The sequence below is a fragment of the Nitrosovibrio sp. Nv17 genome, assembly GCF_900119085.1.
Classification (GTDB): domain Bacteria; phylum Pseudomonadota; class Gammaproteobacteria; order Burkholderiales; family Nitrosomonadaceae; genus Nitrosospira.
In genome coordinates this window covers 130,627-143,332 of the sequence record NZ_FPIQ01000006.1, presented here as the reverse complement: position 1 = coordinate 143,332, position 12,706 = coordinate 130,627, and the positions used below count along the sequence as shown (strand labels likewise).

Below are 12,706 nucleotides of genomic sequence, written 5' to 3'. Positions count from 1 at the left end.
GGGTTGAGCCACAAGCAATGGGTCAAGGCGGCAGGACTGGACCCCCGTCACTTCAAGTCGGGAACCAGCGTGGACAAGCGCGCCTGCATCTCCAAAGCCGGCAACTGCCATATCCGCCGTGCCCTCTATCTGCCAGCTCTGTCCGCCAAGAAACATGATCCATACGTGAAGGGCTTCTTCGAGCATCTGATCTGCAACGGCAAGACTCCTTTGCAAGGAGTATGCGCTGTCATGCGTAAATTGCTGCATGCCATCCACGGCATGCTCACTCATGACCAGCCCTTCGATAATCAACGCTTCTATGCCCTTCCCGCATGAGCAAAAACATGAATTAGTGTTGACTCTGAACAGAGTATCTACCTGGATACCTTTCTTCTTGGTCTTTGTGTTGATGGGCTTCGGGATTCCCGTGCCCGGGCCCGCGGAGTGGGAGCGGGAGCGGATAATGCAGATAGATCTCTATTGCCCAACCCGTTGCCCGAGCGTGCGGGACGGCGGGGCCTGCCCATCCTGCGGCCTTCGGCACCGGGTGCTACACGTCGGCGCCGTACGCCCCGGAAAGCAGGGCGGGCGGCGTGCCCCAGTCCTGGCCCGCAACCTGTTCCACGATGAACGCCTTCACCGCGTCGCTGTCGGCGTTCATCACCACGTAGCGCTGCGGCAGGCTCTCGAGGTTCTCGTATCCCGCCGGACGCTCCGGCTCCCGGCCCAGGGCCTCGACGATGCTGTCGGAAAACTTCACCGGCAGGGCGGTCTCCAGGCACACCAGCGGCACGCCCTCCTCCCGGTGCGCCTGCCCCACCTTCAGGCCGTCGGCGGTATGCGGATCGATCAGCTCCCCGTAGCGCGCCCACGTCTCGCGTATCGTCGCGATCCGCGCCGCGTGATTGCTGGCGCCGGAGACGAAGCCGAAATCGGCCATCCTCTCCCACAGCGGCGTGCCGGACAGGTCGAAGGCGCCCCCCTTGTCCACGGCCCGCCACAGCTCCTTCACCCGGGCCGTGTCCCGTCCGCTCAGGTCGAAGATGAAGCGCTCGAAGTTGGAAGCCTTGGAGATGTCCATCGAGGGGCTGCTGGTGTGCACCGTCTCGGTGGTGGCGCGCGGCCGGTAGCAGCCGGTGCGGAAGAACTCGTCCAGCACGTCGTTCTCGTTGGTGGCGACGATCAGCCGCCGGATGGGCAGGCCCATCATGCGCGCCACGTGCCCGGCGCAGACATTGCCGAAGTTTCCCGACGGGACGGCGAACGACACCTGCTCGGCATTCGAGGTGGTGGCGGCGAGGTACCCCTTGAAGTAGTACACCACCTGCGCCAGGATGCGCGCCCAGTTGATCGAATTGACGGTGCCGATGCGATGGCGCTGCTTGAAGGTGATATCGTTGCTGACCGCCTTGACGATGTCCTGGCAGTCGTCGAACACGCCGCGGATGGCGATGTTGAAGATGTTCGGCTCCTTCAGGGAGAACATCTGCGCGGTCTGGAACCGGCTCATCTTTCCCTGCGGGGAGAGCATGAACACTCGGATGCCGCGCTTGCCGCGCATGGCATGCTCCGCGCTCGGGCCGGTGTCCCCCGACGTGGCGCCCAGGATGTTGAGATCCTCTCCCGTCCGGGCGAGGGCATGCTCGAACAGGTTGCCCAGCAGCTGCATGGCGATGTCCTTGAACGCCAGCGTGGGGCCGTTCGACAGTCCCAGGATGTGCAGCCCCGGCTCCAGCGTCCGCAGGGGCGTGATCTCATCGCTGCGGAATGCCCCGGCGGTGTAGGTGCGGGCCAGGATGCCGCGGAGGTCGGCCGCGGAAATGTCGTCCACGAAGCGGGAGACGATCTCGAAGGCGAGCGCCGGGTAGTCCAGGCCACGCCACGCCTCCAGCTCGGCAGCCGTGACGGCGGGATAGGCTTCCGGCATCGCCAGGCCGCCGTCTGGCGCCAGCCCGGCCAGCAGGATCTGGGAGAATTTCTTGGGCGGCATGCCGCCGCGGGTCGATATGTATCGCATCGTCGAATAGGATTCAGTCCGGAATGGGGATGAGATCGGCTATTTGCCGCCCAGTTCCTCCAGCCGGATGCGCGTGACCTTGCCGGTCGTCAGCGGCAGCTTCTGGATGCTGGCGATGGCGGCGTTGACGTTCTTCTCCACCGCCAGGTGGGTGAGCATGATGATGTCCACCTGATCCTCGCCCTCGCTCGGCTCCTTCTGCACCATCGCGTCGATGGAGATGCCGCGTTCCGCCAGCACGCGGGTGATGTCGGCCAGCGCCCCGGGCTTGTCCATCGCCCGCAGGCGCAGATAGTAGGCGGTCTCCACCTCGTCCATCTCCAGGATGGGAACGTTCGACAGCAGCTCCGGCTGGAAGGCGAGGTGGGGCACGCGGTGCTTGGGATCGGCGGTGTGCATGCGGGCGATGTCCACCAGGTCGGCCACCACCGAGCTGGCGGTGGGTTCCGCGCCCGCGCCCGCGCCGTAGTACAGGGTCGCGCCCACCGCATCGCCCTTCACCACGATCGCGTTCATCACGCCTTCCACGTTGGCGATCAGGCGCCGCGCCGGGATCAGGGTGGGATGCACGCGCAGCTCGATGCCGCGGGGCGTGCGCCGGGTGATGCCCAGCAGCTTGATGCGGTAGCCCAGCTCTTCCGCGTAGCGGATGTCTTCGCGGGTCAGCTTGGCGATGCCCTCCGTGTACGCCTTGTCGAACTGCATCGGGATACCGAAGGCGATGGCCGCCATGATGGTGATCTTGTGCGCGGCGTCGATGCCCTCGACGTCGAAGGTGGGGTCGGCCTCGGCGTAGCCCAGCTTCTGCGCCTGCTTCAGCACCGTGTCGAAGGTGAGCCCCTTGTCGCGCATCTCCGACAGGATGAAGTTGCTGGTGCCGTTGATGATGCCGCCGATCCACTCGATGCGGTTGGCGGTCAGCCCTTCGCGCAGCGCCTTGATGATGGGAATGCCGCCTGCCACCGCCGCCTCGAACGCGATCATCACGCCCTTCCTCTGCGCGGCGGCGAAGATCTCGGTGCCGTGGGAGGCAAGCAGTGCCTTGTTCGCGGTCACCACGTGCTTGCCGTGATCGATGGCCTTCAGCGTCAGCTCCCTGGCGGCGGTGTAGCCGCCGATCAGCTCCACCACCACGTCGATGTCGGGGTGCGTCACGACCTCGTTCGCGTCGGCGGTCACCACGGCGTCGTCTCCGGCGATGCCGCGCGCCTTCTCCACGTCGCGGTCGGCGATCATGCGGATGACGATGTCCCGGCCCGCCCGGCGGGTGATCTCCTCCCGGTTGCGCCGGAGTACCGTGAAGGTGCCGCCGCCGACGGTACCGACACCTAACAGACCTATGCGGATGGGTTTCATGATGAACGGTCAGACCTATCGGATGAAAAATCGGTTCCCGGAGCGGGCATGCTCAACAGCCCTTTCCCCTGCTCACGCCTGCGTGCGCCCGCGATGGCGCTCCAGAAAACTGGCGATCCGCCCGATGGCCTCGGCGAGATCGTCGCTGTTGGGCAGGAACACCAGCCGGAAATGATCCGGACGGGGCCAGTTGAAGCCGCTGCCCTGCACCAGCAGCACCTTCTCTTCCTCCAGCAGATCCAGCACCCACTGCTGGTCGTCCTCGATCGGGTAGACGTCCGGGTCGAGGCGCGGAAACAGGTACATCGCGGCCATGGGCTTGTAGCAGGTCACGCCCGGAATGTCGGTCAGCAGCTTCCAGGCGAGGTCGCGCTGGCGCATCAGCCGGCCTGTGGGCATGACAAGGTCATTGATGCTCTGGTAGCCGCCGAGCGCGGTCTGGATGCCGAACTGCGACGGCACGTTGGCGCACAGGCGCATCGAAGCCAGCATGGTCAGGCCCGCGATGTAGTCGCGGGCGGTCTGCTTGCTGCCGGACACCACCGCCCAGCCGGAGCGGAACCCGGCGGCGCGATAGTTCTTGGACAACCCGTTCAGGGTGATGAACAGCACGTCGTCCGCGAGCGAGGCGATCGACGTGTGTACGGCGTCGCTGTACAGTACCTTGTCGTAGATCTCGTCGGCGTAGACGATGAGGCGGTGCCGCCGCGCCAGTTCGACCAGTTCGCGCAGCATCTCGTCGGGATACAGCGCGCCGGTGGGATTGTTGGGGTTGATGACGACGAGGGCGCGCGTGCGCGGCGTGATCCTGGCGCGCAGGTCGTCCAGGTCGGGCAGCCAGCCGGACTGCTCGTCGCACATGTAGTGGCACGCGCTGCCGCCGGCGAGCACCACCGCCGCCGTCCACAGCGGATAGTCCGGGGCCGGGATCAGCACCTCGTCGCCGCTGTTCAGCAGCGCCTGCATGGCCATGACGATCAGTTCGGATACGCCGTTGCCGATGTAGATGTCCTCCATCTGCACGCCACGGATCCGCTTCTCCTGGGTGTAGTGCATGATCGCCTTGCGGGCGGCGAACAGGCCCTTGGAGTCGCAGTACCCGGACGCCGCCGACAGGTTGCGGATGACATCCTGGAGAATCTCCGCGGGCGCGTCGAAACCGAACGACGCCGGGTTGCCGATGTTGAGCTTGATGATGCGGTGCCCTTCCTCCTCCATTTCCCGGGCACGATCCAGCACCGGGCCGCGGATGTCGTAGCACACGTTGGCGAGCTTGCTGGATTTCAGTATCGGCTGCATGGATGGAAGGCGCGATTGCTCCGGTGCCCGGGCCGCCGGCGTGGAATCGACGCCCGCCGACGCCGGTGGCCGGACGCGGGGATCGTCTCCGGGCTTCGTCTTTCTTCTGCTTTATCGCAACCCGAAAAAGATGTAATGTTACCCGACGCGCCCATCGGCCGCAAATAGGAGCCCTGCCGCTTGAAACTGCACCTTTCCGGATCCTCCGGGCACAACCTGTTCACCGGCTACGGGGCCGGCTACGTCATGGTCAACCAGGCACGCCACGAACGCAGCGTGATCATCCTGCCGGACCGCGTCGTCGAAGGCTGGGAGGCAACGACGTTCGAGCAGCTCACCGCGGCCCACTTCGATTTCCTGCTGCCGCTGCGGCCCGAGGTCGTGCTGGTCGGCACGGGCGCGACCCTGCGCTTTCCCCATCCCTCGCTGACACGGTCGCTGATCGCCTCCGGGATCGGCGTGGAGATCATGGATACCCAGGCCGTCTGCCGTACCTACAACATCCTGATGGCCGAAGGGCGGCACGTGGCCGCGGCGCTGCTCATTCGGTAGTGCGGCCCGGCCCCCGCGGCGGCGGTTCCGCGGCAGGCCGGCGGCGGTGCCAGGCCTCGATCCAGGGAGGCACGTCCGCCGCCTGCAGCGGCGCCGAGATGAAGGCGCCCTGGGCCAGGTCGCAGCCGGTGCGCCGTACCCAGTCCCAGTCGCTCCTATCCTCCACGCCCTCGGCCACGACGCTCATCCCCAGTTGCCACGCCAGGGACAGGCTGGCATCGTACATTGCCCGCAGGGTCTCGTCGGCCCAGGCTCCGTGCACGAAGCCGCGGTCGATCTTGAGCTCGTCGAAAGGCAGGTCGCGCAGCTGCGCCAGGGAAGAATGCCCGGTGCCGAAGTCGTCGATGGCGATGCGAAAGCGTTTCAGCCGCAGGCGGGTGAGCACCTCCAGCGGGGCGCGGGTGTCCTGCATCAGCTGGCTCTCCGTCACCTCCAGCACCACGTCATGGGGCGGCACGCCGGCGCGAGCCGTGAATTCCGCCACGAAATCCAGGAAGTCCAGCGACGCCAGATCATCCATGGCGACGTTGACCGCCACCGGCAGCGCCAGCCCCACCCGCCGCCAGGCGGCCGCCTGTGTCACGGACGCGGCGAATACCTGCCGCGTCAGTTCGCCGATCAGGCCCGATGCCTCCGCCAGGCCGATGAAGCGATCCGGCGGCACCAGGCCGTCGTCGGGATGATGCCATCGCACCAGCGTCTCCATCCCCGCCACTTCGCCGTCCGCCAGTCTCACCTTGGGCTGGTAGTAGTTGACGAATTCCGCATTGCGCAGGGCGCCGCGCAGTGCCTCAGCCTCGTAGATCCGGGGTGCGGCCCCCGGCCCGGCGTCGAGCCGCGGCACCCATTTCTCCAGCAGCTCGGACAACCGGTCGGGATGCACCGGTTTCTGCAGGCGCCCGAGCACCGGTATGCCGTGCGCCTGCACCAGCTTCTCCGCGGCCTGCACGATGCGGTCGTTCTCGCCGCTCACCAGGATGAGGCTGCCGGCATAGCCGTGCCCGACCAGGTGCCGCACGAACTCGATGCCGTCCATCGCCGGCATGTTGAGATCCAGCAGGATCAGGTTGGGCTCCGCCGCCTCCGCCGCGCCTACCCGCTCCAGCGCAGCCTGGCCGCTGTCGCACAGCGCCACCGACGCGAACCCCAGGTTCGCCAGCATCCGCCCCAGCAGCTTCAGCATGAACGGATCGTCGTCCAGTACCAGTATCCTGACTGCGGAACGTTCGACCATGTCCTTCTGCGCGGGGATGAGCAATCCCTGATTCTACCAGCGGAACCCGCTTCCGTACCGCATCTCCGTCCGCACGCCGGTCAGGAAGCCTCGATATGCGCGTCCACGGCCGCCAGCGCCGACTCCAGGCGGGGCAGCAGCGCCCGCATGGCATCGAGATCGCCGGCCCTGCCCAGGGCCTCCATCTCGGCGCACAGCTCGCCCAGCGGCAGCGCCCCGACGGCGCGCGCCGACGACTTCAGCGTGTGGGCCGCCACCGCGGCCGGCGCGGCCTCCTCCGCCAGCAGCGCATTGCGCAGATCCGCCGCCAGATCCCGGGCGCTGGCACGGAAGTCCCGCAGGAGCCCGGCGATCACGGCAGGGTCGTCCCCCACCAGCGCCTTGAGCACATCCGCATCCAGGACCGGCGGCGCGGCTGCCAGGGCCGGGGCTGCGGCCGGGACCTCGGATCCCCGCAGCGGCAGCCATCTCTGCAGGATCGTCTTCAAGTGGACCAGTTGCACCGGCTTGCTCAGATAGTCGTCCATGCCGGCGGCACGGCAGCGCTCGGCTTCCCCCTTGAGGGCATTGGCGGTGAACGCGATGATGGGTATCCGGGTGCCGCCCTGTTCGGCGGCGCGTATGCTCGCGGTCAACTGGTAGCCGTCCATTTCCGGCATGTGCAGGTCGGTGAGCAGCAGCGCGTAGCGGCCCTCCTGCCAGCGCGCCAGCGCCTCGCGGCCGTTGTCGACGATGTCCGCCGCATAGCCGAGCAGGGCAAGCTGCTGGCGGATCACCCTGCGGTTGATCTCGTTGTCCTCCGCCACCAGGATCAGCGTGCCCGCGCGCATGGCCGCCGCCTGCGAAGGCAGGGCTACCGCGGCCATCCTGCCGGACGGCTGCGCCCCGGTCATCTTCTGCGTACGCCCCCCGGCCAGCGCCACCGCCCGCAGAAAGATGCTGCGGTGCATGACGTCGCCGTCCAGCGTGATCATGCCCGCCGCCTCGAAGCGCTCGTGGCGGCGGCGTCCGCGCCGCACCACGATGAAGCGCGGCTCGATGCCGGGCCGGGCGCGGCAGGCTGCGCGCAGGGCTTCCACCGGCGGCGCGTCGTGCACCGCATCGATGACGAACAGCCAGAGGCCGGGCGGCAGCCCCGCGATGCGCCGGCACGCGGCGGCCAGATCCAGGGCGCGCTCGACCGTGGCGCCGCCGTGCTCCAGGTAGACGGCAAGGTCGTCCCCCATGCTCCTTGCATCGCCCAGTACCAGGCAGCAAAGCCCTCTCAGGTCCGCTTCGTCGCTGCCGGACGACCGGGCGGGCAGCGGCGTGAAGGAAAGATGGACGGTGAAGACGGCGCCCTCCCCGGGGGCGCTGCGCACGTCGATGCCGCCCCCCATCAACCGCACCAGGTGGTGGGAGATCGCCAGCCCCAGGCCGGTGCCGCCGAAGCGCCGTGTCGTGGAGGCGTCCCCCTGGGTGAAGGCGGTGAACAGCCGCGACTGGGTCTCCTCGTCCATGCCGATGCCGTTGTCGCATACCTGGAACTCCACCGCCACCTGCTCCTCGCTGCGGCCCGCCAGCAATGCCCGCACCGACACCTGGCCCCGCTCCGATCGCCCGCTGGAAAACTTGATGGCGTTGTTGGCGAGATTGACCAGCACCTGGCGCAGCCGCAGCGCGTCGCCGAGCACCTCTTCCGGAATCGCGGGATCGAGGAACAGGGTCAGCTCCACCTCCTTTCTCGCCGCCAGGCTCTCGAGCATGCTGCAGGCCTTCTCCACCACGCTCGCCACCGACATGGGCGCCTCCTCGAGCTCCAGCCGGCCCGCCTCGATCTTGGAGAAATCGAGGATGTCGTCGATGATCTCCAGCAGGGCGAACGCCGACTCGCGGATGAGATCCACCATCTCCATCTGATAGTCGCTGAGATGGGTCTGCTGCAGGACGTCGGCCATGCCGATCACGCCGTTCATGGGGGTGCGTATCTCGTGGCTCATGGCCGCCAGGAAGATCGACTTCGCCTGGTTGGCCTGCTCCGCGTCGAAGCGCGCCTGCTCCAGGTCGTGCATGATACGAATGCGCTCGCTGATGTCCACGCCCGACGGAATCAGCTTCACCACCCTGCCGCCGGCATCGCGGATGGGCACCAGCATGAAGTCGATCGTCATCAGGCTGCCGTCGGCGACGCGCACTTCGATGTCCCGCTGCACGCTCTCCCCTGCGCGGGCGCGCTCGAGGTCGCGTCGCACCTGTTCCTGCGTGTCGGCGCTGTGGGAGAACCACCATGTCTCGTCCAGCCGGTGCCCGATGACCGTTTCGCGGCTCACGCCCCCCAGATCCAGGGCGGAGCGGTTGATGTCCACCAGCACGCCCTCGGGCGTGGTCTCGCCGACCAGGGCGGCCAGGTTGTCGACGATGGCCCGCAGGCGCTGCTCGCTGTCGCGCAGGGCCTGCTCCGCCCGCTTGCGCTCGCGGATGTCGCGCAGGATGCCCGTGAAATAGCGCTTTCCGCTGACGAAATACTCGCTCACCGCCACGTACAGTTCGATCGGCTCGCCGCTCTTGTGCCGACCCACCACCTCTCTGCCGGTGCCGATGTTGTGCAGGCCCTCCATCTCGAGGGTCAGGATGTGGTCGAACTCGCAGCGGCCCTGCCCGCTGCGCAGGTAGCGCTCGACGTAGCCGCCATGGCCGCTGCGGTGAGGCTCCGGCATCAACACGGAAAGGCTCTGGCCGACCACCTCGTCGCGGGTGTAGCCGAACAGTTTCTCGATGACGGGATTCACGGAACGGATGACGCTCGCATCGTCTATGGTGACGATGCAATCCATCATGTGCTCGACGATGGAGCGCGTCTCCTCCTCCCTGCTGGCCAGGGTGGCGTTGGCCCGTTCCAGGTCGGCGGTGCGCTCGATCACCCGGCGTTCCAGTTCCTGGTTGAGCTGGCGCAGGCTGCTCTCGGCGTCTTCTCTCCTGCGGTTGCTGGCGCTGAGGTGCTCCGTCATGGTATTGAAGGTATCGGCGAGCTGGCCGATCTCGTCCCAGCCTGCCACCGGCACGCGCTGCTCCAGGTTGCCCGCCGCGATGCGCCGTGCGCTGAGGCTGAGGTTTTTCAGGGTGGTCACGACGCGCCGGCTGAACAGCAGCGCGCCGAGGATGGCCGCCATGCCCACCAGGGCGAGCACCAGCAGGCTGAACGCCTGCACCCGCTGCAGGAAGGCGAACACCTCGTCCGCGTCCATCTTGACCTCGATGCCCCAGTCCGTGCGCGAGAGATGGCGCCACGCCGCGACCACCTCCCGGCCGCGGTAGTCGCGCTTGAGACCGCCTCCATCGCCGTGTACAAACGGAATCTGGAGCGTCAGCGCCGCATCGGGCGCGTGCTTGAGCGGCGCCATCACCAGCGCGGTTCCCCCGTCCAGGGGCCGCGTCAGCACGGTCTCGCCGCTCGCGCCCAGTCCCGCGTCGTTCAACACCACCTGGAACACATGCTCGCTGTAGATCTGCAGCGCCAGCACGCCTTCGAGCCTGCCTTCCACCAGGATGGGAAAGGCCGCGAAGGCGGCGATCCGGTCGTGCGAGGGCGCATAGCGCCGGAAATCCGAAATGCCGCCCTGGCGCGTCTCCATGGCCTCGCGCACGACGGCGCCCAGCCCGCTGTCCCGGTACCTGCCCGTGACCAGGCTGGTGGCGAAGTCGGCCTCGTGGGCATCGGAATAGACGATCTCGCCGCCGGGGGCAATCAGCAGCAGGTCATAGTAGTCGGCCTCGTCGATGAAATGCCGGAAATATTCGCGGTAGCGGGCATCCAGCTCCCGGTACGCCGCGGAATCCTTGCCGCCGCCGGCATAGGCCGCGGCCAGCTCGCGCATGGCCGTTCGCGTGATGCCGGCAGCCTGTATGACTTTGGCATCCAACAGGCGCTCGCGCAGATAGCTGTCGATCTGCTCCGCCTTCATGTCCGCGATGGCGGAGACGTGCTGGATCGCGGCCTGCTGGGTCTCGATCTCGAAGGTATGCAGCAGACTGTAGCCGATGATCGCGATCGGCAGCAGCGACACCCCGATGAACCACACCGCGAAGCGCTGCGTGAGCGAAGTGAAGGAAAGGAATGGCATCCCGGATCCGTGCGCCGGGTGAAATCCGGCGCACGGCTATTGTGACACAGGATGGAACGCCGCGACGCGGCCGCCCGAATCGGCGGCATGAGGCCGCCGCAGGATGCCGGCGGCAGCGGAGGGAGCCGCCCGGAATTGAAACCACGTCCCACTCCGTGATACCCTCTTTCTCCCGCTTTCGGGCGCCCGCGCGCCGGGAATGGACGACACCCGCCCCATCTCATGACAGAACAATAACCTGGCGCACATGCCCCTTTCCCGACAGCTCTGGCTGGCCGTCATCCTGATCACCCTGACGAGCTTCGTGGGCAGCTTCGCCATCGGCATGCACGGCGTGCGCAATTTCCTGGAGCAGGAACTGCACCGCAAGAACGCGGACAGCGCCAATTCGCTCGCCCTTTCCGTCTCCCAGCTGAGCAAGGACCCGGTCACGATCGGGCTGCAGCTCACCGCGTATTTCGACAGCGGCCAGTACGAGGTCATCTCGATCACCTCCCCGGATGGCAACATCCTGGCGGAGCGCACCCAGGAGCATGTGGACGCCGCCGTTCCCGCATGGTTCGCGGCCCTCTTTCCGCTGCAGGTCGAGGCGGGGCACGCGCAGGTCATGGATGGGTGGATGCAGTTCGGCGTCGTCAAGGTGGTCGCGCGCACCGGACCGGCGCACGAATCCCTGTGGAAGCAGGCGGGCACGCTGCTCCTGTGGCTCGTGGCGGCGGCAGCGGTGGGCGTGGTCATCGGCGTGGGCATCCTGCGCCGCATCCGCCAGCCGCTGGCGGCGATGGTCGATCAGGCCGACGCCATCACGGACCGGAATTTCCTCACCCTGGCCGAGCCCCCCATCCCGGAACTGCGCCGCATCGCGCGGGCGATGAACGACCTGGTGCGGCGCCTGCACAACCGCGCCATGGAAGAGACCGAACGGCTGGCGGCGCTGCGCAGCACACTCCAGCGCGACGCCGCCACCGGCCTGGCCGATCGAGACGGCTTCATGGAGCAGCTGCACGCCGCCGCCGCGCAGGCCGGCGCCGACCTGGAGGACGGCGGGCGCGGAACCCTCCTGGTCGCGCGCTGCGACGGCCTGCGGGCTGAAGATGGCGACACCGGCGTCCTGCTCCAGCGCGTCGCCGCCTGCATGACGGATATCTGCCGCGGGGCGCCCGGCCGGGTCGCGGCCCGCCTGGGCTGGCAGGACTTTGCGCTCCTGGTCCCGGACAGGGACGACGCCGAGGCGCTCGCACACGAACTGACGGCGGGGCTCGCGGCGCTGCAACCTGCCGGCTTCTGCCGCGTGGGCGCCACGCCATTGCGGCGTGGCGCCCACCCCGATGAAATCCTGGCGGATGCCGAAACCGCGCTGATCCTTGCCGGGACCGGGGCAGGCAACACCTGGCATGCGCTCCCCGCGTCCGCTGCGCACGTGCGCGACTGGCGGCGCGACCTGGTCGAGGCGATCGAGGGCGACCGCCTCGAGCTGGCGCTGCAGCCGGTGCTCGCTCCGGACGGCGCCCTGCTGCACCGGGAGGCGCTCCCGCATCTGCGCATGGAACCCGAAGAATGGCTGATGGCGAACCCCCTCGCCCTGGCCGTCCGCCTCGGTCTCGCCCGGCGCATCGATCTTCGCACCGTTCGCCGCGCCCTCACGCATCTCGAGTCTCCGGATGCTGCGGATGAAGAACTGGCCGTCGATCTGTCGGAAGAGACGGCCGCCGACCCGGAGGCGCGCGAGGCGCTGCGCCGGCTCCTGCTGGAAAACGCACGGCCTGCGCACAGGCTGTGGCTGGCGGTGCCCGAATCCTGGGCGGCACGCGAACCGGGCGCGTTTTCCGATTTTTGCGATGCCCTGCGGCAATCCGGCTGCCGCATCGGCGTCTCGCGCCTCGGCCACCCCTTCGAGGAACACGCAAGGATCGTGGCGCTGCACCCGGACTACCTCAAGATCGACGCCGATTTCGTGCGCGGCATCAGCGTGCGCAAGGCCTGCCAGCAATCCCTGGGCGAGCTGTGCGGCCAGGCGCGCGCCGCGGAGATCGCCGTCATCGCTGCGGGCGTACGCACCGCGGCGGAACGCCGCACGCTGATCGGCCTGGGATGCGACGGCATCACCGGCCCCGCCGTCAAGTAGCGCAGCACCCCCCCCCCACGACATTCTTGCAATATCCGGAT

At 67.7% G+C, this 12,706-nt stretch carries 8 protein-coding genes; 3 read left to right on the top strand and 5 right to left on the bottom strand.

The annotated features are described in order from the left end of the window. Positions 1-318, top strand: a 318-nt coding sequence (locus BT108_RS05605) for a transposase (RefSeq protein ID WP_143142409.1), incomplete at its 5' end; no start/stop codon positions are given. Positions 319-532: 214 nt separating this feature from the next. Here BT108_RS05605 and thrC read toward each other — a convergent pair. From thrC to BT108_RS05590, 3 genes are all read right to left on the bottom strand, one after another. After that, positions 533-1,999, bottom strand: coding sequence for a threonine synthase (gene thrC, locus BT108_RS05600; protein WP_072293548.1), 1,467 nt, complete (start codon positions 1,997-1,999; stop codon positions 533-535). A 39-nt stretch (positions 2,000-2,038) separates the two neighbouring features. Next, positions 2,039-3,355 carry a homoserine dehydrogenase gene (locus BT108_RS05595; protein WP_072293547.1) on the bottom strand — a complete coding sequence of 439 codons (1,317 nt, stop codon included), beginning with the start codon at positions 3,353-3,355 and terminating at the stop codon, positions 2,039-2,041. Between the two features lie 72 nt (positions 3,356-3,427). Further along, the gene (locus tag BT108_RS05590; RefSeq protein WP_072293546.1) at positions 3,428-4,654 is read right to left on the bottom strand and encodes a pyridoxal phosphate-dependent aminotransferase; all 1,227 of its coding nucleotides are present in this window, start codon (positions 4,652-4,654) and stop codon (positions 3,428-3,430) included. Between the two features lie 180 nt (positions 4,655-4,834). On the opposite strand from BT108_RS05590, the gene BT108_RS05585 reads away from it, so the two are divergent. Beyond that, positions 4,835-5,206, top strand: a complete 372-nt coding sequence (locus BT108_RS05585) for an Mth938-like domain-containing protein (protein WP_072293545.1) — start codon at positions 4,835-4,837, stop codon at positions 5,204-5,206. Here the strand turns inward: BT108_RS05585 and BT108_RS05580 are convergent. Both BT108_RS05580 and BT108_RS05575 read right to left on the bottom strand, forming a co-directional pair. After that, positions 5,196-6,440, bottom strand: coding sequence for an EAL domain-containing response regulator (locus tag BT108_RS05580; RefSeq protein WP_072293569.1), 1,245 nt, complete (start codon positions 6,438-6,440; stop codon positions 5,196-5,198). The two genes, BT108_RS05585 and BT108_RS05580, sit on opposite strands and share 11 nt — an antisense overlap. An 80-nt stretch (positions 6,441-6,520) precedes the next feature. Then, positions 6,521-10,540, bottom strand: a complete 4,020-nt coding sequence (locus BT108_RS05575) for a PAS domain S-box protein (protein ID WP_072293544.1) — start codon at positions 10,538-10,540, stop codon at positions 6,521-6,523. A 247-nt stretch (positions 10,541-10,787) separates the two neighbouring features. Between BT108_RS05575 and BT108_RS05570 the strand changes: the two genes are divergently transcribed. Further along, positions 10,788-12,665, top strand: a complete 1,878-nt coding sequence (locus tag BT108_RS05570) for a bifunctional diguanylate cyclase/phosphodiesterase (protein ID WP_072293543.1) — start codon at positions 10,788-10,790, stop codon at positions 12,663-12,665. Positions 12,666-12,706: the final 41 nt, after the last annotated feature.